General features: G+C 51.3%; 20 protein-coding genes. 9 read left to right on the top strand and 11 right to left on the bottom strand.

Annotated elements, in window-relative coordinates:
• Positions 1 to 85 precede the first annotated feature (85 nt).
• Complete coding sequence (locus DUE52_RS00480; protein ID WP_114403980.1) at positions 86 to 769, top strand: 3-keto-disaccharide hydrolase; 684 nt, start codon at positions 86 to 88, stop codon at positions 767 to 769.
• A gap of 63 nt (positions 770 to 832) precedes the next feature.
• On the opposite strand, the gene DUE52_RS00475 is transcribed toward DUE52_RS00480, so the two are convergent.
• Genes DUE52_RS00475 through DUE52_RS00465 form a run of 3 tightly spaced genes read right to left on the bottom strand, consistent with a single transcriptional unit; the run spans position 833 to position 2,748 of the window.
• Positions 833 to 1,042 (bottom strand): hypothetical protein, encoded by a 210-nt coding sequence (locus DUE52_RS00475; RefSeq protein ID WP_114403979.1) that lies wholly within the window; start codon positions 1,040 to 1,042, stop codon positions 833 to 835.
• Positions 1,039 to 1,281, bottom strand: coding sequence for a hypothetical protein (locus DUE52_RS00470; RefSeq protein WP_229312015.1), 243 nt, complete (start codon positions 1,279 to 1,281; stop codon positions 1,039 to 1,041). Before DUE52_RS00470 ends, DUE52_RS00475 begins: the two co-directional genes overlap by 4 nt.
• A gap of 30 nt (positions 1,282 to 1,311) precedes the next feature.
• The gene (locus DUE52_RS00465) at positions 1,312 to 2,748 is read right to left on the bottom strand and encodes an NADP-dependent isocitrate dehydrogenase (RefSeq protein WP_114403977.1); all 1,437 of its coding nucleotides are present in this window, start codon (positions 2,746 to 2,748) and stop codon (positions 1,312 to 1,314) included.
• A 90-nt stretch (positions 2,749 to 2,838) separates the two neighbouring features.
• On the opposite strand from DUE52_RS00465, the gene DUE52_RS00460 reads away from it, so the two are divergent.
• Both DUE52_RS00460 and aqpZ read left to right on the top strand, forming a co-directional pair.
• The gene (locus DUE52_RS00460; protein WP_114403976.1) at positions 2,839 to 3,765 is read left to right on the top strand and encodes a LysR substrate-binding domain-containing protein; all 927 of its coding nucleotides are present in this window, start codon (positions 2,839 to 2,841) and stop codon (positions 3,763 to 3,765) included.
• Between the two features lie 91 nt (positions 3,766 to 3,856).
• A complete protein-coding gene (aqpZ, locus tag DUE52_RS00455) occupies positions 3,857 to 4,558 on the top strand; it encodes an aquaporin Z (protein WP_114403975.1) in 702 nt (233 codons plus the stop codon).
• Positions 4,559 to 4,840: 282 nt separating this feature from the next.
• On the opposite strand, the gene DUE52_RS00450 is transcribed toward aqpZ, so the two are convergent.
• The 3 genes from DUE52_RS00450 to treS all read right to left on the bottom strand — a co-directional run bounded on the left by DUE52_RS00450 (position 4,841) and on the right by treS (position 12,033).
• A complete protein-coding gene (locus DUE52_RS00450; protein ID WP_114403974.1) occupies positions 4,841 to 6,235 on the bottom strand; it encodes a GntP family permease in 1,395 nt (464 codons plus the stop codon).
• An 86-nt stretch (positions 6,236 to 6,321) separates the two neighbouring features.
• Positions 6,322 to 8,523, bottom strand: a complete 2,202-nt coding sequence (locus tag DUE52_RS00445; RefSeq protein ID WP_114403973.1) for a bifunctional alpha,alpha-trehalose-phosphate synthase (UDP-forming)/trehalose-phosphatase — start codon at positions 8,521 to 8,523, stop codon at positions 6,322 to 6,324.
• Between the two features lie 198 nt (positions 8,524 to 8,721).
• On the bottom strand, positions 8,722 to 12,033 hold the full coding sequence (gene treS, locus DUE52_RS00440; protein ID WP_114403972.1) for a maltose alpha-D-glucosyltransferase: 3,312 nt from the start codon (positions 12,031 to 12,033) through the stop codon (positions 8,722 to 8,724).
• A 275-nt stretch (positions 12,034 to 12,308) separates the two neighbouring features.
• Between treS and treF the strand changes: the two genes are divergently transcribed.
• Positions 12,309 to 13,868: an alpha,alpha-trehalase TreF gene (gene treF / locus DUE52_RS00435; protein ID WP_114403971.1), complete on the top strand. Its 1,560-nt coding sequence runs from the start codon at positions 12,309 to 12,311 to the stop codon at positions 13,866 to 13,868.
• 127 nt (positions 13,869 to 13,995) lie between these two features.
• The gene (gene pyk / locus DUE52_RS00430) at positions 13,996 to 15,435 is read left to right on the top strand and encodes a pyruvate kinase (protein ID WP_114403970.1); all 1,440 of its coding nucleotides are present in this window, start codon (positions 13,996 to 13,998) and stop codon (positions 15,433 to 15,435) included.
• 94 nt (positions 15,436 to 15,529) lie between these two features.
• Here the strand turns inward: pyk and DUE52_RS00425 are convergent, their stop codons facing one another.
• The gene (locus tag DUE52_RS00425; RefSeq protein ID WP_114403969.1) at positions 15,530 to 16,822 is read right to left on the bottom strand and encodes a DUF5690 family protein; all 1,293 of its coding nucleotides are present in this window, start codon (positions 16,820 to 16,822) and stop codon (positions 15,530 to 15,532) included.
• A gap of 209 nt (positions 16,823 to 17,031) precedes the next feature.
• Here DUE52_RS00425 and DUE52_RS00420 point away from each other — a divergent pair, with 209 nt between their 5' ends.
• The 3 genes from DUE52_RS00420 to DUE52_RS00410 all read left to right on the top strand — a co-directional run bounded on the left by DUE52_RS00420 (position 17,032) and on the right by DUE52_RS00410 (position 18,798).
• Positions 17,032 to 17,589: a YqgE/AlgH family protein gene (locus DUE52_RS00420; protein ID WP_114403968.1), complete on the top strand. Its 558-nt coding sequence runs from the start codon at positions 17,032 to 17,034 to the stop codon at positions 17,587 to 17,589.
• A 230-nt stretch (positions 17,590 to 17,819) separates the two neighbouring features.
• Positions 17,820 to 18,401 (top strand): porin family protein, encoded by a 582-nt coding sequence (locus DUE52_RS00415; protein WP_165840828.1) that lies wholly within the window; start codon positions 17,820 to 17,822, stop codon positions 18,399 to 18,401.
• 130 nt (positions 18,402 to 18,531) lie between these two features.
• Positions 18,532 to 18,798, top strand: coding sequence for a hypothetical protein (locus DUE52_RS00410; RefSeq protein WP_114403967.1), 267 nt, complete (start codon positions 18,532 to 18,534; stop codon positions 18,796 to 18,798).
• 50 nt (positions 18,799 to 18,848) lie between these two features.
• Here DUE52_RS00410 and DUE52_RS00405 read toward each other — a convergent pair whose 3' ends face one another.
• From DUE52_RS00405 to DUE52_RS00395, 3 genes are all read right to left on the bottom strand, one after another.
• Entirely contained in the window at positions 18,849 to 19,676 is an 828-nt protein-coding gene (locus DUE52_RS00405) for an NYN domain-containing protein (protein WP_114403966.1), read from the bottom strand.
• Positions 19,677 to 19,785: 109 nt separating this feature from the next.
• Positions 19,786 to 20,046, bottom strand: a complete 261-nt coding sequence (locus tag DUE52_RS00400) for a YtxH domain-containing protein (RefSeq protein ID WP_114403965.1) — start codon at positions 20,044 to 20,046, stop codon at positions 19,786 to 19,788.
• Between the two features lie 120 nt (positions 20,047 to 20,166).
• Positions 20,167 to 20,469, bottom strand: coding sequence for a DUF1330 domain-containing protein (locus DUE52_RS00395; RefSeq protein ID WP_114403964.1), 303 nt, complete (start codon positions 20,467 to 20,469; stop codon positions 20,167 to 20,169).
• Between the two features lie 147 nt (positions 20,470 to 20,616).
• On the opposite strand from DUE52_RS00395, the gene DUE52_RS00390 reads away from it, so the two are divergent.
• Positions 20,617 to 23,973, top strand: a complete 3,357-nt coding sequence (locus DUE52_RS00390; RefSeq protein ID WP_114403963.1) for a tetratricopeptide repeat protein — start codon at positions 20,617 to 20,619, stop codon at positions 23,971 to 23,973.
• On the opposite strand, the gene lepB is transcribed toward DUE52_RS00390, so the two are convergent.
• Positions 23,962 to 25,119, bottom strand: a complete 1,158-nt coding sequence (lepB, locus tag DUE52_RS00385) for a signal peptidase I (RefSeq protein ID WP_114403962.1) — start codon at positions 25,117 to 25,119, stop codon at positions 23,962 to 23,964. The genes DUE52_RS00390 and lepB overlap by 12 nt on opposite strands.
• Positions 25,120 to 25,223 lie beyond the last annotated feature (104 nt).

The following is a 25,223-nucleotide window of genomic DNA, read 5'->3' as shown; positions in this document are numbered from 1 at the left end:
CCCGGATGGTTTGATAAAACTTTTCTTTTTCAAAAAAGACCCTCAACTTCGGGTCGCTAAATCGAGTTTGAAACCAACCAATTCCATGAACAAAATTCTAGTACTGATTTGCTGTTTGCTAACCGGGCTGGCCGTTGCCCAAACCGCGCCGAAACATCCCGATACGTCCGGGAACGACTGGCAACCGCTTTTTGCCGCCGATTTGTCCGACGCCGGTTTTCCAAAAGGCATCTGGAGCGTTGAAAACGGCGTTTTGACGGCCACGGAAGACATCCCGATCTGGACCAAAAAAACGTATAAAAATTTCGTGCTGGACCTGGAATTCAAGAACGCGCCCGGCACCAACAGCGGGGTTTTCGTGTATTGCAGCGATACCGCCAATTTTATTCCGAACTCGGTGGAGATCCAAATTGCCGACGACTATAGCGAACAGTGGTCGAAAGCCCCGGCGTCGTGGCAATGCGGAGCGTTTTTCGGCCACAAACCCGCCATGCTGCCCAAGGTGGTCAAATCGGCGGGCGAGTGGAACCGCTACACGATCACCTGCCAGGGGAAAAACATCACGGTTTTGCTGAACGGTCAGCTTATCAACCAGATCGACATGAGCCTGTGGACCTCCGGCAAGACCAACCCCGACGGGTCGGAAATTCCGAACTGGCTCAACAAGCCCTGGGCCACGCTGCCGAATGAAGGGTATGTTGGTTTTCAGGGCAAACACGCCGGAGCGCCGATTTACTTCAAGAACATGAAAATTAAAGCGTTGCCATAACCCATGTTGCCAGAGGTTGCCGACCCGGTAAAACGCAACCGGGTCGGCAGACTGGTCAAAAGTTTAGTGAGTCGTCAGACTTCGCAGCAGGTTTGCGCTGCATATAATCGACAGCACTTTGACGACTTCACTCGCCAAAACATCGTCCCGGATCACGAAAGCCGCCACCAGACAGGCTACTGACACACTGAACTGGAACATGATCGGTAAAACCGGTAAGCGGGACTCGAGCCGGGTACTCAGCATCCGGGCATTGTGCATGAGCTTTTTCATGATAGCCTGATCGTTAGAACTGAATCAATCGAAACCGGCCCGCTGCTGGATTGAATGGCCTGCCGAAGGTCAAAGAGATCTTTCTGCAAGGTTTTGATCCGCTTTTCCCGCATTTTGACGTCTTCCTCGCTGCTGTTGCTGCCGATCTTACTTTCGTGGTATTTGATTTTAACATGCACCATCTCCGTGAGGAGTTGAATGGAATCCTGAGCCGAAAACTGACCCTGAATGAGCTGCATTTCCATGATGATTTGAGCGAATTTGATGAGTTATTGGCCTTGCCCCAGCGAAAAGGCGGGTTTTCCGTTAAAATCGTACAGATTCTCCGTCTTGATGGTGTCAATGTTGTTCTCGACGGCTTTGACCAGCAGGAAAATAAGATCCAGTTTACCCAGGGTGTTGCCTTTTGCGGGTTTGAAACGACACCGCCAGTGGTCGGTACAAAACGTTTCCGAAAAGCCGTCCGGCCATACTTTGATGCCCCGGTTGGTGATCATGGAAAGGGTCGTTTTTTCGGATTCCAGCGGTTTCAGCAACCGGGCAAGCTCGTCTGGATTGGTGCCATTCCAATGAACAAAGACATCGACACCTACCAATTCTTTTCGGGCGGGCGGTTTTCGCTGGTATTTAGGCAGATTTAACGGCGTTCCATTGGCCAGATTAACGGCTTTCAGGGTCGAGGGTTTCTGGCCCAGATTGGCAATAACCGCCTGCGCAAATTCTTTTGTGCCCACTTTTTGCGTGCTGATGCCTTCCTTGTAGAGATCATACGTGTGAATACCGTCTTCGATGGTTTTAAGCCAGGCATTCTGCACCTTTTCGGCCACATCGGTTTGCCCGATGTGAATCAGCATCATGACCGCGCCCTGAAGCAACCCCGACGGATTGGCCAGATTTTGCCCGGCCCGGCGCGGAGCCGATCCGTGAATGGCTTCAAACATGGCGCATTCTTCACCCAGGTTCGCTGATCCGGCCAGCCCCACCGATCCCGCAATTTGAGCCGCTACATCCGAAAGCACATCGCCGTATAAATTGGGCATGACAATTACATCGAAAAGTTCGGGCGTATCGGCCATCTTGGCGGCTCCAATATCAATAATCCAGTGTTCATTTTCGATGTCGGGGTATTCGGCGGCAATCTCGTCGAACACCTGGTGGAACAAGCCATCCGTTTGCTTCATAATGTTGTCTTTCGTGAAGCAGGTTACTTTTTTGCGCTCATACTGACGGGCGTATTCGAACGCATACCGGATAATTTTTTCGCAACCCGGTCGGCTGATGAGCTTGAGGCATTGCACCACTTCGTCGGTTTGCTGGTGCTCAATACCGGCATACAGATCTTCTTCGTTTTCCCGCACAATCACCAGATCCATGTGCGGGTGTTTGGTTTTTACGTAGGGGTGGAGACTCAGGCAGGGCCGGACATTGGCGTAGAGACCTAAAAATTTGCGGGTGGTGACGTTCAGGCTTTTGTACCCTCCGCCCTGCGGGGTGGTGATGGGCGCTTTCAAAAATACCTTGTTTCGCCGGATGACTTCCCACGATTCTTTGGCAATCCCGGCTGAATTACCGGCCAGGTAGACCTGTTCGCCCACCTGAATCTCATCCAGTTCGAGTTGCGCACCTGCCGCCAGAATAATGTCGAGCGTGGCATCCATGATTTCGGGACCGATGCCGTCGCCCTTTGCTACTGTAATCCGTGTCATTTTAATAAGCAGTTATTGATGCGACAAAATTGCAGTGTCAGAATTATATATTTTTATTTATGTTTGTAATGATATGTATAAAAGATATTTATGAATTATACGCTGAATCAGCTTCGCATTTTTTCAACGATTGTTCAAACCCAGAGTATTACCAAGGCCGCCGAAGTATTGCATCTGACCCAGCCGGCCGTTTCAATCCAACTGAAAAATTTTCAGAATCAATTTGAAATTCCGCTGACGGAAGTGATCGGAAAGAAGTTATACATCACGGATTTTGGGAAAGAAATGGCCATTGCGGCCGAAAATATCCTGAATGAAGTCTACGCCATTAATTACAAAACACTGGCCTATAAAGGGCAACTAACGGGGCGCTTGAAAATTTCGGTGGTTAGTACCGGTAAATACGTAATGCCGTATTTTTTGACCGATTTTATGAAGCAGCATCCGGGCATCGAACTGGTGCTGGATGTGACGAACAAATCGAAAGTGATCAGCAGTCTGGAGAACAATGAAGTTGACTTCTCGCTGGTTTCCGTCTTGCCGACTCAGTTGGCCATCAGCCAGATTGAACTGATGCAGAATAAGCTGTATCTGGTGGGGAGTCAGGAGACGGACGTTGGCCCGAAACCGTACACGATGCGCCTGTTCGAAACCATTCCACTAATTTACCGGGAAGCAGGCTCCGGTACCCGGCTGGTGATGGAGCGGTATTTGGAAAACAACGGGCTAACGGTTTTGAAAAAGATGGAACTGACTTCCAATGAAGCCGTAAAACAGGCGGTTATTGCCGGGTTAGGCTATTCCGTTATGCCGCTGATCGGCATTAAAAATGAGCTTGAAAACGGTCAGCTCCGGATTATCCCGGTTGAGAATTTTCCCATCAAATCGGTTTGGAGTCTGATCTGGCTTTCCCACAAAAAAATGTCGCCCGTTGCCGGTATGTATCTGGCCTACGTTAAAAAGCAGAAGGATGCAATCATACAGGAGCGCTTTAACTGGTTTGAAAATTACCAGTAGTGTTTTTCTTCGGTTACCTGTGACTTAATCCGGTTTTTGAGGTCAAAAGAATGGGCCAACAAACCCTTTCTCTTAAACTTAAAAACTGTCTATGAAAAAGTCACTGGCCGAACTGATCGGCACCTTTTCCCTGGTTCTCTTTGGCTGCGGAGCCGCCAGTATTTCCGGAATTTCGACCACCGGACCCGCCGGTATCGGCTTGTTGGGCATTTCGTTTGCCTTTGGTCTGGCGGTGGTGGTAATGGCCTACGCCATCGGCCCGGTTTCGGGTTGCCACATCAATCCGGCCATTACGATTGCCATGCTGGTGGCCGGGAAAATCAGCGTCAGTGATGCCATCGCCTACATCATTGCCCAGTTTATCGGGGCCACGCTGGGGGCGGGCGTATTGTATCTGATCCAGAGCGGGGCTCCCGGTTTTTCGATGGGCCAATGGGCGCTCGGTTCCAACGGCTGGGGCCCCGGCTATCTGGGAGCCTACAGCACCTCCTCCGCATTCATTACGGAAGCTGTCCTGACGTTCCTGTTTCTGCTGGTTATTTTCAAAACGACGTCGCGGTTGGGCAACAGCAACATGGCTGGTCTGGCCATCGGTCTGACGCTGGTGCTGATTCACCTGGTGGCCATTCCAGTCACGGGAACGTCGGTCAACCCCGCGCGGAGTTTTGGCCCGGCGATTTTTGCCGGTGGTCTGGCCCTGAAACAATTGTGGCTTTTTATCGTGGCTCCGATTGTGGGCGGAATTGTAGCTGCCTTGTTTTATAAGGGTGTTTTTGAAGAAAAGAGAAAATAAAAAAAGATCCTACAAAATGGGCCATCCCTACGGGATTGGTTTGAATTTCCTGTGGTGCGATTCTACAAAATGGATCATCCCTACGGGATTGTTTTTAAATTTTCGTGTGCCCGTTTCTACAAAATGAATCATCCCTACGGGATTGATTGGTATTCCTGCGGAAACCGGGTTGCACGACACGTCCCATCGGGACGGCTCATTTTGTAGGAACCGTGTCCGATTATTCGGGGATGAATCCCGTAGGGATGGTTCATATAATATCGGTGTCAGGCTTCGGGACTTTTAAACGATACCGAAGACATAATACAGGGCAATCACAAAGAACACGGCTGCGGTTTTGACGAGGGTCAGGATAAAAATGTCCTTATAAGCCTGTTTATGCGTCAGTCCGGTTACGGCCAGTAGGGTGATCAGCGCACCGTTGTGCGGCAGGGAGTCCATGCCGCCACAGGCCATGGCCGCCACCCGGTGCAGCACTTCCGGATCGATGCCCCGTTGGGCGGCCTGTTCGAGGTAGGTTTTGCTCATGAGTGCCAGGCTGATGCTCAAACCGCCCGAACCGGAACCCGTAATCCCGGCCAGCGTCGTGGTCGTAACGGCTTCGTTGACCAGCGGGTCTTTGAAAAGGGACGCGATGCCTGCGCTCACCACTTTAAATCCCGGAAGAGCCGCAATCACGGCTCCAAAACCGTATTCGGATGCGGTATTCAGCGTGGCCAGCAAGGCACCACCGATGGCGAGGTTAAGCCCCGCCGTAAAACCGGCTTTGATGGCCCGGAAGGCAAAAAGGAGAACGGTGATGATGCCCAGAATCAGTGCCCCTTCCACCGCCCAGACAGCCGTTAATTTTGAAATCTCAATGGATGGAATTCCTTCCATCCCCAGGTTGGCGAAGTCGAACGTTTTGCCGTAGTGTTGGGGAATCAGTACGGTGAAAACCTTGTTGAAAACCGTCACAACGAGCAACGGGATCACCGCAAGGGCGACGGAAGGCAGCGTCGTTTCGGCCCGTCTTTCGGGTTCATTGAGGTGGTTTTTTCCGTAACCTTCGCCGGTTTGGATCGCCAGGTTTCGTTGCCATTGCAGGTAGAACATGCCAATCGAAAAGATAAAGATACTCCCGCAAATGCCCAGCCAGGGAGCGGCCCAGGCATCGGTATTGAAAAATGTAGTTGGGATAATGTTCTGAATCTGAGGAGTTCCCGGCAGGGCGTCCATCGTAAAGGTGAACGAGCCGAGGCCAATGGTCGCGGGAATCAGGCGTTTGGGAATGTCGCTGGCTTTGAAGAGTTCGGCCGCGAAGGGGTAAATGGCAAACACCACGACGAACAGCGACACCCCGCCGTAGCTGAGAATGGCTCCCACCAGCACCACGGCAAGCATCGCCCGGTTTTTGCCAATAACATCAATCACCGCCGTGGAAATGGATTTGGCATACCCCGCCATTTCGATGAGCTTTCCCAACACCGCCCCCAACAAAAACACCGGGAAATAGAGCTTGATAAAACCGGCCATTTTATCGAGAAAAACGCCCGAAAAAAACGGCAGGACGTAAGCCGGATTGGCTAGCAGAACGGCCAGCAAAGCAGCAATGGGTGCAAATAAGATAACATTGAATCCGCGGTAGGCAACAACAATCAAAAAAGCCAAAGGCAGTAAAACCAGGAGGACATCCATCCGATGCGTTTGCTTAGAGAGTTAAGCTAGCAGAAGGAGAAAGTCGTTGTATTTTACTGCCTTTTTTTGGTATCTATCCGGGTTAATTAAAGCGGCATATTTTCAGCACTGAAGTCTTTCAGCAACGCCAGGACTTCCTGGACATTTTCGACCCGATGAGCAGCATGGGTGCTGCCGGGGCCAACCTTGACGGTATATTGGTTTTCCAGCGTCAGAGCCGTAAACATATCTTCATCGGTGCGATCGTCGCCGATGGCCAGCACAAAGTCGTAGGGTCTGGCCAGGGATAATTGCTTGGCAACCTTGCCTTTATCAGTTTCGGTACTTTTGATTTCGACCACGCAATTGCCATCGATCACCCGCAACTGGTAGGGCAGCAGGTTTTCGAGCGTGGTGATCAACTCGCGGGACCGCACAAAGCCGGTTTCCGATTCGGCAGAGCGGTAATGCCAGGCCAGCGAATGGCTTTTTTCTTCAATAAAAGAGCCGGGGCAGCGGGTCACAAAATCGATCAGAACCGGACTGACAATCTGTTTCCACGAACCGTCGTCCAGAATGTCCCGTCGCCACAATCCCTGTTGCTTAATATACGAACCGTGTTCGGCCACCATGTCGATGGGCAGAAAACCCAGCCATTCGTCGAGCGTCTGCTGGTCGCGCCCGCTGATGATCACCACGTAATTTTCCCGGCGGCTGGCCAGCCTGCCCAGCACGTTGATCACTTCGATGGGCGGAGCAGCCAGTTCCGGTTTGGTCTTGTAGTTCACCAGCGTGCCGTCATAATCGAGCAGCAGCAGCCGCGAGCGGGCCTGGGCGTACCGTTCTTGGAGGGAGAAGTTGGGTTGTGATTTTAAGAGCGGAGCGGGTTCAATCTGTTGGGTACTTTGCATATTCAATAAACTTTCGACAAAACTGCCGGCCCATTTTTTGACATCATATTCCTTCAATCGGCGCTGCATGATGGCAATCCGGCGGGCCTGCTCTTCCGGTTCCATTTCCAGGGCGATTTTCATTTGGTCGGCCACTTCATTTTCATCCATCGGATTGATGTGCAGGGCGGTGCTCATTTCGTTGGCGGCTCCGGTCATTTCACTCAGGATCAATACGCCCTGATGGTCTTTGCGGGCCGCAACAAACTCCTTGGCAACCAGATTCATCCCGTCGCGAATGGGCGTGATCAGGGCTACGTCGCAGGCCGTATAGAGTGCGAGCAACTGCGGAAAAGGCACCGAACCGTAGCGATAGACAATGGGCCGCCAGATCAGGGTTCCGTATTTGCCGTTGATTCGCCCGACGGCCTGTTCGATCATCACTTTCCGTTCGCCGTATTTCAGAATTTCATCGCGGGAGGGCACCACCACCAGAATAAACGTCAACCGCTCCGTCCATTCGGGGTAGCGTTGCAAGAAGGCTTCCAGCGCATCGAGCCGTTGCATAACACCCTTGGTATAGTCCAGCCGATCGACCGAAAAAATGATCTTATTATCTTTGTAGGCATTCTTCAAAGCCGCCCGTTCTTCCACCACATCCGCGTTGTCGTAGGCGTCGTGGTAGAGCGAATAGTTGATGCCGACGGGAAACGCATCCGACTGAATAAGCCGGTTCTGGTAGTTGATCTTCCAGATTTTGTGCTGAACGCCGAGGTTGATCTGGACGGATTGCAGAAAATGGATGTTGTAGTCGTTGGTATGAAAACCGACCAGATCGGCCCCCAGCAGGCCCGTCAACAGGTATTGCTTGCATTTCTGGGGCAGAATCCGGATTAATTCGTAGGAAGGGAAGGGAATATGCAGGAAAAAACCGATCGTCGCATCGGGCTTTTTTTCACGGATCAACCTCGGCAAACCCATGAAGTGATAGTCGTGTACCCAAACGATGTCCTGGGGTTTCATCAGTTGCGCAACGGCTTCGCTGACGGCCTCGTTGGCTTTCTGGTAGGCTACAAAATCCTTTTCCTGGTAGTCGACGTAGGTCGTGAAATAGTGAAAAAGGGGCCAGATGACCGAATTGGAGAAACCGTTGTAGAAATCCTGCTGAATCTTGCGGTCTAAAAAAACCGGGACATACTCAAAGTCATCGTTGAGGAGGTGTTTGTGTTTTTCCCAGGTTCGGCGGGAGAAATCGGCACAGCCCACCCAAACCGGTTTTTCACGGGCGCCTTTGAAATCCAGCGATTTCATGGCCGTCACCAATCCCCCTGAGGAGGCTTTCAGCGTCGTACTACCGGAGGTGGTTTCAAAGGCAAAAGGGAGCCGATACGAAACGATGATAAGTCTATTGTTCTTCATAATGAATGGTTTATACTAATCACGTCGGGTAATTAAATAAGACCATTTAGCGTGGAATGGTTCGGAAAACACCCGGATTAGAAAAATTCTAATCCGGGTAACAGCCATCTCCAGAATGCTAAATTTTTTATTTAAACTTCTGATTTGTAATAAATTGTGTAATCGTCAGAGGTTCGTCTGATTGGTTGTGAACGGCTTTCAATCAAGGATTGCTTTCATGATTCGGATCGGTGCCAGAACCCGGTCCGGGCGGTTGGCCAAGTCATCATTGAGGTCAAACATGGCGCGTTCCAACAGATAAGCTTCCAGCATGACCCGAAGATCAGCCCGGTTTTTTGGATAGAAATTCGCTTCCTCAACGGTGTCGAGGTACGCTTTCAGGAAGATCTGGCTGATCTGGTACGCCCACCAGTCGGCAAACGGCAGCAGGGTTTTGATGTCCTCCTTCGGAACCTGGTTGGTGGCCAGAATACCATCGTAAGCAACGTAATAAAATGACCGGATCATGGCGGCAGCATCCCGCAACGGCGACCGCTTGATGCGCCGGGTGCTGAAACTCCGCAGCGGATTGCCGCCAAAATCCTGAATGGCAAGATCACGGCCCGTCAGCAGCACCTGTCCCAGGTGGTAATTCCCGTGAATCCGAATTTTCAGCGCATCCAGTTTGTGGTCATAAATCCGTTTCATGGCGGCCAAAACCGCCTGCTTTTTACCCAGAATGTCCTCCACTTCCCGGCGGCTGTCGTCTGGCAAATCCTTCAGGTTTTTGGTCTGGCTCTGGTAACTTTCCCGAACAAGCGACTGCATACCGGAAAACAGCGACCGCTGGTAGTGCAGCGAAAATTCTTCGGGGGCAAAGTCCTTGTTGGTGGTGTTGGCCAGCGCCAGATGCATCTGACCCGTCCGGATGCCCAGCAGACGGGCCTCTTCCGAAGCCGTGCCGCCCAGCAATTCCCGGCTTTCGATGGTTAAATCATCAAAACTGAGGGGTTCGCTCCAACTGCCCTGGCGGCCAATCGAAGCCAGCGTTTCTTTGTTTCGCGCCAGAATCCGCTCGATGAAGTTGTGAATCCGTTCCAGCATGAAGCTGTGGCCGTCGCCGTGGTTTTCCACCATCACCTCCATCATTCCCAATGCAATCGAGCCTTTCTCAGACTGCCATTCGATGGTACCGATAAACGATGGAACGTACTCAAAATGGGCTTCATCACTCAAAAACCGGGTTATTTCCACGTCCGGGTTCAGATTCCAGTCCACTTTTCGGTACATCTTCAGGAAAAACTGGTTGTCGTAGGCAATGGCCGTATAATCCCGGTCGGCGGTGTGCATTTTGGATTTGATCTCCCCGGCGTTCAACGGATAGCTTTTCAACTTGTCATTCCCGGTAAAAACCAGCTTGCCATTTTTGGCCGGAATGGCCTGATTCGCGGCCATTCCGGTAAAGAGCAACTGATGCAACTTGACGGTAAAGAAAGCATCGCAGAGCAACCCGTCCTGATCACCGAGCCTTAAGGATGCCAAAACCGCCTGCGGACAACTCGTAGCGATCTGGCTGGCCCGGTCACCCTGTACGAACACGACCGGCACCTGATACAATTCGGGTAACCCCTGTTCATACGACACCTCTACCAGCAGGAGCGAGCCGGTTTTGTCGTCCAGATGGATAACGGCCTGGTCGGTGATGGCAAAACTATCGATTTCCCGGCCTTTGCCGATAAACCAGTGGGCCTTTGTGATGTAGTTCGGCAGAATCTCGTTTTCGAGCGTCGTTCGGGCTTTGGTCAGCGTCAGGTCTTCCCATTTCGCCAGCGTCAGCGACGGCAGCGCATTCTCGAGGTCGATATCCGGGTGTGCTTTTTGCAGCGAAAACCACTGGTAATCATAGGGCGCGAGCGTAAACGGATACGGGCTGTCTTCCCGAATGACCGGGAACCGGTTTTTGCTGAACAGTTCAACCGGCCGGTAGCCTTTGTAGTCGATCAGGTCGATCTCCGCCGGTTGCGAGTGTTTGGACAGGTTGACTACAATCAGCAGCGTCTCGTTTTCGTAGCTGCGGGTAAAGGCCAGCACTTTCGGATTTTCGACGTTCAGAAACGTCAGGTTGCCACGCCCAAACGCTTTGTACCGCTTGCGCATGTTGATCATCCGTTTCGTAAACCACAGCAGCGACGAGGTGTTCTGCCACTGGGTTTCCACATTCACGGCTTCGTAATGATAGGCCGGATCGAGAATCACCGGCAGATAGAGCTTCTGCGGATTGGTTACCGAAAAACCGGCATTCCGGTCGGGCGACCACTGCATCGGGGTTCGAACGCCGTCGCGGTCGCCCAGGTACACATTGTCGCCCATGCCGATTTCGTCGCCGTAATACAAAACCGGGGTGCCAGCCAGCGAAAACAGCAGACTATTCAGCAACTCGATTTTCCGCCGGTCGTTATCCATCAGCGGAGCCAGCCGGTGCCGGATGCCCAGGTTGATGCGCGCTTTCGGGTTTTTGGCGTACATCTTATACATGTAATCCCGCTCGTCGTCGGTCACCATTTCGAGCGTCAACTCGTCGTGGTTTCGGAGAAAAATGGCCCACTGGCAGGTTTCCGGGATGTCGGGCGTCTGATCGAAAATGTCGGTAATCGGATAGCGGTCTTCCATCTGAACGGCCATAAACATTCGGGGCATCACCGGAAAGTGGTAGTTCATATGACACTCGTCGCCGTCGCCAAAGTACGAAGCCGAATCTTCCGGCCACATATTGGCTTCAGCCAGAAAGATGGTTCCCGGAAAATGCTCGTCGACATGTTTCCGCAGTGTTTTCAGGTACGCGTGCGTTTCCGCCAGATTTTCGCCGTTGGTGCCTTCGCGTTCAAAGAGATAGGGAACCGCATCGAGCCGAAAACCGTCCACGCCCATCTTACACCAGTAATCCAGAATTTTGATAATTTCGTCCTGAACCAGCGGATTGTCGTAGTTCAAATCGGGTTGGTGGTGGAAAAACCGGTGCCAGTAGTATTGCTGGGCCACGGGGTCCCAGGTCCAGTTGGAGGCTTCAAAATCCTGAAAAATAATCCGGACATCCTTGTATTGACTGGGGTCGTCGGTCCAGACGTAATAGTCGCGTTCCGGTGAGCCTTTCGGTGCTCTCCGTGCCCGCTGAAACCACGGATGCTGATCGGAGGTGTGGTTGATGACGAGTTCCGTAATCACTTTCAGGTTGCGGTTGTGCGCTTCCTGCAAAAATTCCTGAAACTGCTCAATGTTGCCATACGACGGATTGATGCTGTAATAATCGGCGATGTCGTAGCCGTCGTCGCGCAGGGGCGACGGATAAAAAGGCAGCACCCAGATGGCCGTAACGCCCAGATCCTGCAAATAATCCAGTTTTTCCAGCAATCCCCCGAAATCCCCTATGCCGTCGCCACTGCTGTCGCGAAAGGCTTTGATGTGTAATTCATAAATGATGGCATCCTTATACCAGTGAAGTTTATCGTCTAAGCCTGCTTTGTTCGTCGCCATATTTCTCTCGTCAAAAGTCCCGTTTCAATCAGTCTACCTATTAAAACTAACTTATACGGGAGCGAGATGTTTGGGAAAACCGCTTATTCTGGTCATATCCGCGTCCCTGGGTGCAACCCGGTCCGTGTCCCCGGATTACATCCGGGGCTATTGATAGTCGCCCCGTTGGGGCTTGGTGTTCCGAGTCGTAGTAACCGCTGTCGTGGTGATATGATCCGGAAAACCCCGAGATGTCTTTCGGAGTTACTGAAATAGAAACACAAAAAAACGGTACAATGCTCCCACCAACCTATCAGACGGCTCCGGCGCCGGATGAACTTTTTGGCGAATTATTTCTCGACGTTCAATTGAGCCGCCTATTTCCCGACTCGAAAACCTTCGTCGACAGTGTTCCGCTGATGGCTCCGGAGGCTATTCTGGCCCAGTATGAAGCCCAAAAAGACAAACCGAATTTCTACCTAAAAGCGTTTGTCGATCAGTATTTTACGCTGCCCGATTCCCCCGCGTCCGGCTATGTAAGCGACGCCACGATGACGACCACGGCCCACATCGATCAGCTTTGGGATGTCCTGACGCGCGACCCGGATGTGCCGGTGGAAGGCAGTTCGCGGTTGCCATTGCCCCATCCGTATGTCGTGCCGGGCGGGCGGTTTCGCGAGATTTTCTACTGGGATAGTTACTTTACGTTGCTGGGACTCAAACAGGCGGGGCGGATCAATCTGATTCGGAACATGGTCGATAATTTTGCGTACCTGATCGACACCTACGGTTTTATTCCAAACGGCAACCGCACCTATTTTCTCAGCCGCTCACAACCGCCGGTTTTTGCGCTGATGGTGCAGTTGCTGGCCGAACTGGACGGCCCGGACGTTCTGACCCGCTATCTGCCTCATTTGCAGCAGGAGTATACGTTCTGGATGAAAGGCAGTGAACTATTAGACGTGGATCATCCGTTCGACCAGCGCGTGGCCCGGCTGAAAAACGGCATGGTGCTGAACCGGTATTTCGATGCGACACCACGCCCCCGCGCCGAGGCTTATCACAAGGAAGTGGAACTGACCGAAGCCGCCAATGCGGTTGGAATCGAGTCCACGGCTTTTTACGGTCATTTGCGGGCAGCGTGTGAGTCGGGTTGGGATTTCAGCAGCCGCTGGTTCAGCGACGGCCAGACGATGGCGACCACCAGCGCAGCCACCCTGTTGCCAGTCGATCTGAACTGTCTCCTGTATTCGCTGGAACTGACGTTGCGGGACGCCTACCGCCAAACTGGTGACGGGCCGGCGTCGGAACGGTTTGAACACCTGGCCGAAAACCGGAAAACCGCCCTTTTGCAGACGTTTTGGGATCAGGACCGGGGCTTTTATTTTGATTATGACCTGGTTACTAACCGGCGGGCGACTGCCCAAACGCTGGCGGCTGCTTTTCCGTTGTTTTTCGGGCTGGCCACGCCCGAACAGGCGGAGGGTGTTCATGACCGGCTGCGGGACGGTTTTTTGAAACCCGGTGGCTGGGTGACGACCCTGGTCCGATCCGGGCAGCAGTGGGATTCGCCGAACGGCTGGGCGCCCTTGCAGTGGATTGTGTATAAGGGACTTATGAACTACGGTTTTTCAGAAACGGCCGCCGAAGGGCGCGACCGCTGGCTGGCCCTCAACGACCGGGTTTTCCGGGAAACCGGTAAAATGATGGAAAAATATAATGTAGAGGACGATACGCTGACGGCGGGCGGGGGCTATTACCCAAATCAGGACGGTTTTGGCTGGACCAATGGTGTTTACCGGCAATTGATGCGCGAAAAACTGGGTGAAACCGCGCTGGCAGATCAACCGGTATAGCCGAAAAAACGGGGTTGAAAGGCATTTTTTAACATTGATTATACAACCTTTACAGAAAATTTGCTGGATTGTCGGAAAGGGTTGCTTATTTTGCACCTGTATGGTCTACTGACTTCTGTCAAATTCTATGTCATTGAAAAAAACCAAGATTGTTGCCACGGTCGGCCCGGCGTCCGACACCAAAGAAAAACTGCTGGCTTTGGCTCGCGCCGGTGTGAATGTTTTCCGGCTGAATTTTTCCCACGGCACACACGAAGATCATTTAGCCCGCATCAAGAGCATCCGGGAAATCAACGCTGAATACGGTTTGAACCTCGCGATCCTGCAGGATTTGCAGGGCCCCAAGATCCGCATCGGTAAAGTCGAGGATGAAAACGGGGTAATGATTTATTCCGGAAATAAGCTGGTCTTTACCAATGACGAAATCATTGGAACGGCTGAACGCGTCAGTACGCCCTACAAAGGCATGTACCGCGACGTTCGGAACGGCGAACGCATCCTGCTGGATGATGGTAAACTGGAGGTAAAAGTAATTGGAACAGACGGCACCGATGTCATCACGGAAGTGGTGTATGGCGGACCGCTGAAATCGAAAAAAGGGGTCAACCTGCCGAATACAAAGGTTTCGATGCCCTCGGTAACCGAAAAAGATTTCGAGGACCTCGATTTTGGTCTGGAACACGAAGTAGACTGGATTGCCCTGTCGTTCGTTCGGCAGGCGTCCGAAATTCTGGAAATTAAAGAGTACATCCGGGCGCGGGGTAAATCCTGCCTGGTAATTGCCAAACTCGAAAAACCGGAAGCGATTCAGAACATCGACGAAATCATTGCCGCTACCGACGGTGTCATGGTAGCCCGGGGTGACCTGGGCGTTGAACTGCCCGCCGAAGAGGTTCCGATGATTCAGAAAATGATCGTCGAGAAATCGAACAAGGCCGCAAAACCGGTGATCGTGGCGACGCAAATGCTCGAAAGTATGATCGACGCCCCCCGTCCAACCCGGGCGGAGATCAACGACGTTGCCAACTCCGTGTTAGACGGAGCCGATGCCGTGATGCTCAGTGCCGAAACCGCGTCGGGCAAATACCCGATTCTGGCGGTCGAAAACATGGCCAACACCATCCTGAAAGTGGAAGAACTGAGCGATAAAATCTACTACCGCTACCACGCTTTCGTCAACGAACAGCCAGGCAAGAACGTCCTGAACGACAACGTCGTGATGAGCGCATGCCGGTTGGCGCGTGATACCAAAGCCAAAGCCATTATCGGGATTACAACCTCGGGCTACACGGCCTTCCGGTTGTCGCACCACCGCCCGAAAGCTGGACTGTACGTTTTTACGTCCAACAAAATCATGATGAACGCCCTGGCGCTCTATTGGGGTGTTCAGGTGATGCCGTATGAACCCAACCCGGAAAACACGGTGGATCAAACGGTTTCTGAAATCAAGGACCTGCTGGTGAAGCAGGGCGTGCTGAAGTCAGGTGATATTTTCATCAATACGCTCAGTATGCCGTTGATGGAAAACCTGAAAACGAATACGGTGAAGCTGAGTGTCGTGGAGTAAAGAGAGAAGAGTTGTTTCGCGGAGTTAAGCGGAGAAAAAGGAGTTGAGCGGAGGATATTCAAAACTTCTCTGCTCAACTCTTTTTTTTCTCTGCTTAACTCCGCGAAACACTTTCCTCCAAACGCTGCGAAACAACCGCCTTGTATTTCCGCTGAAAATACCCGAAAGAAACGACAATCAGAACACCGTAGACCACGGAAATTACATAGGCCGAGTAGATGAAAAAATCGAGGAAACTGATGTTGGGCTGGCCGAAGTTTTTATACAATACGACGGCGACACTCCCCATGTAGCCGTAATAATCCGCCAGGGTCACGATGAAGCCCACCGTGCTCACGTAGCGGAACGACGCCACCAGCCGCTCGAAATACAGCCCGTTACACGGCACGTAAGCCCCGTAGAGGCCCAGCCCCACCAGTGTAAACCAGGTTCCGGGCGACAGGATGCCCTGCTGAAAAAACCAGGTACTGACGCCAATCAGCACCGCCGACAGCAGCATCACGATGTTGATCAGCCTGAATGCCAGAAAGTTGTCCTTAATGAGTTGCAAAGCCCCCATCACCACCAGAATTCCGAACGCGACCGTGGTTTCCGTTTTGGTAAACACGCCCGGATTCGTAATACCGACGGCCGAGAGAATTTCGGGGGCAAAATTGTCGCGAAAATCCCGGAAGGCCGACAGCAGCACGTAGGAGACGATGAGTGTGGTGAGTCCCACCGAAAACGTTTGCAGAAAATGACGCCGTTCGGTCTGGTTCATCGGTCGCCGTTCGGTGCGGAGGTCGCGGTCTTCGGGCGTAGGAGCGGGGAGAAGCGTCATCATCCAGACCGAAATCAGCAACGGCACGACAAACAGCAGACCCGTGACGAAGGGGAGCCAGAACTCCGAAATGCCCCAGGCACTCCGGATGGTCAGGGCAACGGTTTTGACAAATCCCGACGCGAAGATGAAAGAGGCCGTTAGTCCGGCAACGAGGGCGTCGGTTTGTCGGCGACCTTCCAGAAAGCCCAGCATAATGCCATAAACCATGCCCAATGGCAAGCCGTTCAGGAACAGGAAAACGATGTTGTAGGGGGGCGGAGTCAGTGCAAAACCCAGCAACGCCAGTTCGGCCAACCCGATAAAAACCAAGATGTACAAGGCGCGTTGGGCCGGTCTCATCTCCGAAACCACTTTCACCCCAATCCGTTTGGAAACCGCATAGCCCAGCACCTGCGCCGTGATGAGCCAGATTTTGTAGCTGATACCGGCGTAACTCATGCCTTCGAAAATGACGGCTGTGATGCCTTTCCGGAACGCATACATGCAGGCGTAGGTGCAAAACGCAGCGACTGCGCCGAAAGCAATGAAGAAGATCGGATTTCGTAAAATGGATTTGTTGAGCATTCGGGTAGCTTTGATCACAAATTACACAGGATTTATGAATAGAATACGCGCCGGAACCTAAAAATCAAAATTCGGGAGACTTCCCGGCCTATGCGGTTTTTTGGTATTAAGATTGTGTTACATAAAGACAGAAAACTGTATACCGAAGTGGGCCACTCTTTCGTATATATTCTTAAATTCACGTTAGTCTCAACCTGAATACAACCGATATGAGCGCACAACCGATCACCAATGGATGTCTGCTGATCGCTGAACCGTTTCTGGGCGATCCGAATTTTGAACGAAGTGTCGTGCTGGTGTGCGACCATAACGAGGAGGGCACGTTCGGGCTGGTTCTGAACCAGATTGCGCAGGTGAAGCTGAACGACGTGCTGACCGATGAAATGTACCACGATTATTCCCTGTATGTTGGCGGGCCGGTGCAGCAAAACACCCTGCACTACATCCACCGACTGGGCCACACGGTGGACGAATCCATCGAACTGCCCAACGGCCTCTACTGGAGCGGGAATTTCGAGCGGTTGCGGCAACTCATCAACGCCGGTGCCGTGAAAGAATCCGACGTCCGGTTTTTTGTCGGCTATTCCGGCTGGTCGGGGGGGCAACTGGCCGACGAAATGGCCCAGAATGCCTGGATTGTGACCCAAGCCGATTCAAACTACATTTTTGATACGCCCTCCGACCAGTTCTGGCGGGGCATTCTGCGCCAGATGGGCGGGCAATACCGGGTGCTCTCGCATTACCCCGTCGATCCGCGGTTGAATTGATTCAGGGTAGACAAGAGAGATGAGACAAGAGAGTAAAGACGAAATTCCTGAAAACCGGCGATTCTACTCGTTACTCTCTTGTCTCACCTCTCTTGTCTATTCTCTTAATTTTTGTGAAAATGGCCCGAAACTTCGGGCTGTATCCGTAAGATAACTGAATTTCTCCCGTTATTTGTCTGCCGGTTCACGCTCTCAGGGGTGAACGGATTTGTTTATTTCTCCAAAACCGTATGTTGAAAGTCAGACTACTTATACTAGTGGCGTTTTTGTTCGCTTCGTTTACTTCATTTGCTCAGCTTCAGGGTGTATTTGGTATAAAAGCCGGTGCCAGTTCGTCCATCACCGCGCAGGAAGGAATTACCCCGTATATTTCCCGCTACAAAACCGCCTTTCATCTGGGCGGTGTGTACCGCCTTCGCTACAAACGCTTCGTAGCACAGCCGGAAGTATTGTATTCCATCAAGGGAGGTACGTTCAAACGCCTGGGTGTCAATCCGCAAACGATCCGGAATAATTACAACTACCTGAGTGTTCCGCTGATGCTGGGTTGGATTCCCACCGAAGGCGTTGTGCTCCAGGCCGGGCCAGAGTTCAGCTACGCCATCGACACGCCCTACGGCCCCGGAAAGAAGCAGGATACCGGTATTGCCATTGGTGTCCACTACGATTTCCTGGACATGGCCGAAAAATTCAGTCTGAACCTCCGGTATATTCACGGATTGAACGACGTCTCCAACAGCTCCATTGTCGAATACCGCAACCGGACGTTTCAGGTTTCGATTATCTATAATTTTTACAAGAAAAAGAAGTGAGAGAGGGGAGTTTTCGTTCTTTTTAAACCTCATACAAGCACGAATTACAAAAACGAAGCAAACAGAAGCTGCTCTGATTGGTTATCCTGAAGACAATCAATTTCTTTTTTCACCTGAAAAGAGCAGTAGCATGGCAGAGAAGAGCAAAGAGGAGATCGAAGCCAAAAAGGCAATTGGTCCGGCCGGACTGGCCAACCAGTCGGCGAACGGAACCAGTGGACCCGGAAGCCAGTTTCCGGATGAAGAAATTCAGGACATTTCGCCAACCGACATCGAAGACCGGTATCTCGACGGCGATGAAGACCGTACAGCCGCTAATGTCCGCGAGACGCACCCGAATCGCAACCGGGACGGTAAACCCCAAATCGACAAGCCTTCCTACGGAGGAGGACACTAGAGGATATGAAAAAACCGGGTACTGAAAACGCCCGGTTTTTTCATAAACCGCTAGGATTTTACCCGCACATACACGAGTTTAAAATTGCCCTTTCCGGTTTCTCGCTCGTCAATTTCGAACAGGTCGATGCTTTTCAACAGCGGAACCAGCTTTTTAAATCCGTAATTGCGGGGGTCGAAGTCGGCCTGTTTTTTGGGTAGGAGATTCCCGAGTTCACCCAGAAACGCCCAGCCGGTTTCGTCGGCGAGGTCGTTGATGCTATCGGCAATCATCTTGATGACGTCTTTATTGACTTTGCCAATCGCTTCGGGTTCCACAACAGCAATCGGTTCCGGTTCTTTCGCCGGTTTTACCGGCACCTCGACGGGTCTCGGCGTGGCTTTTTTCCGGGAACGGGTTTTGGCAGCCGCCGGTACGAGAACAGGAACGTGCTCGTTTTTTTTCAGGATTTCGAGGTAAATGAATTTGTTACAGGCGGAGATAAACGGCGTTGGCGTTTTCTTTTCGCCGATGCCAAACACCTTCATCCCGGCTTCGCGCAGGCGCGTGGCCAGGCGCGTAAAATCGCTGTCGCTCGAAACAATGCAAAATCCGTCGACCCGCCCGGTATACAGAATGTCCATCGCATCGATGATCATGGCGGAATCCGTCGCGTTTTTGCCGGTGGTATAGCTGTATTGCTGAATCGGCGTGATCGCATTTTCGAGCAGCACGGTTTTCCAGCCGGCCACGGTCGGTTTAGTCCAGTCGGCATAAATGCGTTTAAACGTCGGCGTTCCGTATTTGGCAATTTCTTCCAGCATACCCCGGACGTTAGAATAAGGCACATTGTCGGCGTCGATCAATACCGCGAGTCGGAGGTCAATGGCGGTTTCCATGTTTTTTCGGTTGGAGCGGGCTATAGTGAATCGATAATCCGGCAACTTTACCGAAAATTATGCAGAAGTTCACCTCACCGGACAAGAACCTTGCCCGGTGAGGTGAAAATTACGCGGTTTTACTTTCTTTCGGCTCTTCCGCGTGGCTTTTGAATTTCGTGGCGATATCGTCGTAGGCGGCATCGACTTTCCGCTTGAGGCTTTTGACGGAATGGTTGTATTCATCTTTCAGATCTTCCAGATAATCCTCTCCCTTTTCCCGGATTTTTCTGCGGACCTTTTCCCCTTTTTCCGGTGCAAACAAGATGCCCAGGGCCACACCGGCAGTGGCTGCCAGCAAAACGCTCAAGATTACTTTTTCAGTTTTCATGGTGTACAATGGTACGGTTTGTAGTGATTACTAAATTCGATTTACAAAGCTAAACGGATACAAAGTAGCGGAAACTGATCGATATTGGGCATAAAACTGAAAATTATCACCTCTGACGGGCTACAGTGCCACTCCTTCAATCAGCAGAACTCGTTCAATCGACTGGTCTTTCAACGCCAGATACTGCTGGCGTTGCGGATCATCCCGGTACGCTTCAAAGTCGGCCTTCGTTGGAAAGGTAACGAGGTGAAGTTCGTACGCATAACCCAGCGTGGTCGCGATCACCGCCGATTGGGGTGGCCGAACTCGGTAAAGTAATTCGCCCCCATACTGACCAAGCAAAGGCAAAACGTGATCTTCGAAAGTATGAAAAACCGTTTCCTGCCCTGGTTTTACAAACAGAATCTGGGTGTAGTACAGCATGGTTTTGTTCCGTTACTGGCGGTGCGTTTTCGACAAGCAAAGTTAAAAATCCCGACCAGTAAAGTACATTGCCAACGTTGTTTAAATCACTATCTTGGGAAAGAATTTTATGCGTCATTACCCTATCCTACCTATACAATGTAACGAATGAAAAGACCAGTACTCAATGCGACTAAATTAGGGGCTTCGCTGGGGGCAGCCGCTCTGACATCATTCATCGATCCCACTGGTTTTTCCTTCATTGCCAAATTGCTGCATTCGGTCGGTTCGGATGTCATCCCCAACTTTGTCCACCAGTATTTATCGAATTACGATCCCGAAGAATTACTGAACTACCTGAACGGTTCGCATGAACTGAATCACGACATCGAAAAGCTGATGACAGCCTCGGTGCCGGGTGCGCTGATGCTTCTAAAAAAGAAGTTTTTAGAAGAACATTCCTACGACCATGCCGACGTTGAAGCGGTTTTTAAAAGCCTGATCGATGACGCAGGCATCCGGCCATCCAAAACCACCGACCAGCTTAACATGCTGGAAGATCGGGATGCCTGGCTCAGCGACATTACGGATTACCTCTTTCTGGGCCGCGATGCGTCCGATCCGCTCCTAATCTATCTAGGCACCTGTTTTGAAGCCCATTTTGCCGATTGCTTCAAACTGGTTTTTACGGAAGGAATGAAAAACCCGGACGACGAAAAACCGCTCAAAGCTTTTCTGATCAAGAGCCTCGAAGGAGTGATCCAACAACTCAATCGGTTGACCCAGCAATCGGATGAAAATCAGGCCATGCAAGCGGTTTTGCTGGCCGAAATTCAGGCCTTGAGAAATGAGCAAAACGCTCGGAGTTTATCTGTTGCCCGCTCGTATTTTGAGTCTGAGTTTGAGCGGGTTCATGAAAAGCTGGGCAAGATTTATGACCTGGTTTTGGGCATCGATCAGAAGATCGGTAAGTTTGCCGACCGACAGGAAACCGCTCTACAAACGCTGGATCGGATTGAAAATAAAATCTCGCCTTTCATCCCGAAGCACCTCATAAAACTGCCTTTTGAAGTCAATTATTTTATTGGGCGGGAAAATGATCTGAAAAACATCGATGCGCAGTTTGGTCAGAACAAGGTGTTGTTGCTGATGAACGGCGAAGGCGGCATCGGAAAAACCACGCTGGCGGCTCATTATTACCGAAATCAGGAACACGCCTACCAACACCTGGCCTTCGTGGTAGCCGATAAAGGGATCAAAACCGCCCTGCTGGCAGCTCTTTCCGGCCCGCTGGACTTGACCTTTAGCGAACAGGAACCGGAAGCGCAACGGTTTGAAAAACTGATGGCGAAGATGGCCACGCTCCCGGCTCCCTCGCTGCTGGTGCTCGACAATGCCAACGACCTGCCCGATCTGGAACAAACTCTCTATGAACTCGCGGGTAGTAATTTTCGGACATTGGTAACCACCCGGGTGAATCCGTTCGATGACTGGCATTTTCTACAAATCGATACCTTGCCCGAAACCAAAGCCGTTGCGCTGTTTTGCCACCACGCCAAACCAGCCAGTCTGTTTTCGGACGAAGAACAGAAAACGCTGAAAGCGCTATTGCAAGCCATTGGTTATAACACTCTGGTTCTGACGCTACTGGCCAAAAACTACCACGAAAACAACTACAATAGGATAAAAAAATATCACCTGGCCGATTTGCTCCACGACCTGCAAACCCAGGGACTCTTGAAAGTACCTAAAACCAGAAAAGTTTCCAGCGACTACGGCCACCGGTACGGCCTGGCCAGGGCCGAACCCGAGGTGATTATTGCGGCCATGTACGACATCAGCCCCTTATCCCCTGCCGAACTCCGCATCCTGACCAACCTGGCGGTATTGCCGCCCGAGCAGATTTCCTTCGCCCAACTGGCGGCATTACTGGAGCTGGACGAGTCGGATGAAGACGTTCTCAATGACCTGTATCGGAAGGGTTGGATCGACCTGAGGAAAAAAGAAGACCTGGTGGTGAAAATCAGCCCGGTGGTGCAGGCGGTGATCCTCCGCAAAAATGAAGAAAACCTATTTGAAACCTGTAGGCCATTCATCACCCATCTGACGACGCGTTTTGAATTACTCAACCATACGGCGGTACAGGAATTTGCCGAATGGACCCGGCATTTGATCCTAACCTTGAAAATGGAAGAAGATGAAATGGCCTACCTATCCTTAAAACTGGCCGATTTTTATCGGGAAACCGGTAATCTGGAGTTGGCTATTTCTTTTGTTCAAAAGAGCAGTTCCATTTATCAGAAAACCGACAATTCGTATAATTATTCAGTTTGTCTGGAACGATTAGGCTCGATTCATCAGGCGCTGGGCAAAACCGACCAGGCCCTGGATTTCTTTCAGAAAGACTTACAAGTAACGGAGGAGTTGTACCGGGACAATCCAAAAAATGAGTCCTTGAAAAACGGCTTAGCCATTTCCTATCAGAAGTTAGGCTCGATTCATCAGGCGCTGGGCAAAACCGATCAGGCCCTGGATTTCTTTCAGAAAGAAACCGACTTATTTGAAGAGTTGTACCGGGACAATCCGAAAAATGAGTCCTTGAAAAACGGCTTAGCTATTTCCTATTCGAAGTTAGGCGAGATTCATCAGGCGCTGGGCAAAACCGACCAGGCCCTGGATTTCTTTCAGAAAGAAACCGACTTATTTGAAGAGTTGTACCGGGACAATCCGAAAAATGAGTCCTTGAAAAACGGCTTAGCCATTTCCTATGAGAAGTTAGGCGAGATTCATCAGGCACTGGGCAAAACCGACCAGGCCCTGGATTTCTTTCAGAAAGAAACCGACTTATTTGAAGAGTTGTACCGGGACAATCCAAAAAATGAGTCCTTGAAAAACGGCTTAGCCATTTCCTATTCGAAGTTAGGCTCGATTCATCAGGCGCTGGGCAAAACCGACCAGGCCCTGGATTTCTTTCAGAAATACAATCAAGTAACTGAAGAGTTGTACCGGGACAATCCAAAAAATGAGTCCTTGAAAAACGGCTTAGCCATTTCCTATGAGAAGTTAGGCTCGATTCATCAGGCGCTGGGCAAAACCGACCAGGCCCTGGATTTCTTTCAGAAAGACTTACAAGTAACGGAGGAGTTGTACCGGGACAATCCAAAAAATGAGTCCTTGAAAAACGGCTTAGCCATTTCCTATGAGAAGTTAGGCTCGATTCATCAGGCGCTGGGCAAAACCGACCAGGCCCTGGATTTCTTTCAGAAATACAATCAAGTAACTGAAGAGTTGTACCGGGACAATCCGAAAAATGTAAATTTGATTTATGGCTTAGCCACATCCTATATCTGGATTGGCTGGCAATATGAAAAAAGCGGAATACCGGATAAAGCGCGCGCTTATTACCAGAAAGCCCTGCCGCTCTTGGAAAACCTTTACCAATCCACACCAATCCCGCTATATCTGAGACAATTAAACTGGGTAAAAGCTGCGTTGGAAAGGGTGCAGCATGGTTTATTCAATTAAGCGAAACCGCCGGTTCCAACGGATTTTAGCCCAAACCGTCGCCGGGTCGGGATCGATCGACATCCAGACGAAAACCGCCTTGCCAACGATGTGATTTTCCGGCACAAAACCCCAGTAGCGGGAGTCGTCGGAATTGTGGCGGTTGTCGCCCATCATGAAGTAATAATCCTGTTTGAAAATATAGGACGTAATCGGCTGGCCGTTGATCGTGAGGCTGTTTGCGGTCATTTCCACCTTCTCATTGTCTTCATGGCGGCTAATCAACGTACCGTAAACAGCGATGGTTTGCGAGTTGATCGGGACGGTTTGCCCCTTTTTCGGAACGGCCAGCGGACCGAAATTGTCGCGGTTCCAGGCATACGCCGAGCCGCCATAAATGCCCGGAGCCACCTGTCCGGCCGGTTCCGTCATTCGCTCGACTCCCTTCACCCACGCCAGTTCTTTCAGTTTGGCAATGACATCCGGCGTGGTCGTGACGCTGTAGCCCACCAGAACGGATGCTTTTGTGGTTTCGTTGTATTCTTCGATGGGTTGCCAGTTGATAAACGGCCCTTCCGCCGATTTATAATCGTTGATGATGTTGTATTTCCGGAAAAACCGCTCGTTCAGCATCTCCGTCGTTCTCATAAAATAACTGGTTTCGGCCCGAACCGGCGTCGGAAACGCTTTGCCGTTGACGTAAACCTGCTCCTGCCGGATTTCAAGTTGGTCGCCCGGAATGCCGATGCAGCGCTTGATGAGGTTGGTTCGCAAATCCATCGGGTAATCCGGTTCGCCAGCTTTGGGCGGGGGAAAATTGAAGACCACGACATCGCCGTTTTTTACGGTCGTAAAACCGGGCAGTCGATACGTTGGCAATTGAATCAGGTCGCTGTACGACGGGATTTCCGTTCCCCAAATCTTCTGATGCGTAAGTGGTACCTGCAAAGGCGTCTGGGGCGTCCGGGAACCGTAGTGCAGTTTGCTGACAAACAGGAAATCGCCTACCAGCAGGCTGTTCTCCATCGACGGCGTCGGAATGGCGTAGGCTTCAAAGGTCAGAAACCGGATCAGCGTCGCGGCAATCACCGCAAACAGAATTGAATCGAGCCATTCCCGCAGGAACGATTTTTTTGGTTTGGCCGGCTTGGTTTGGGCGTTGCGCATGAGTTGACAGAATCTGAAGTTACGAATCGTTACCGGGCATACGATCAGGGCGCAATCGGGTAACCCGAATAACCGCCATCATCATTCGGGCAAAGTAAGAAGCA

It is taken from the genome of Larkinella punicea, assembly GCF_003334855.1.
GTDB classification, from domain to species: Bacteria; Bacteroidota; Bacteroidia; order Cytophagales; family Spirosomataceae; genus Larkinella; species Larkinella punicea.
The sequence above is the reverse complement of the archived record's forward strand: the minus strand, read 5'-3'. Positions and strand labels throughout refer to the sequence as shown.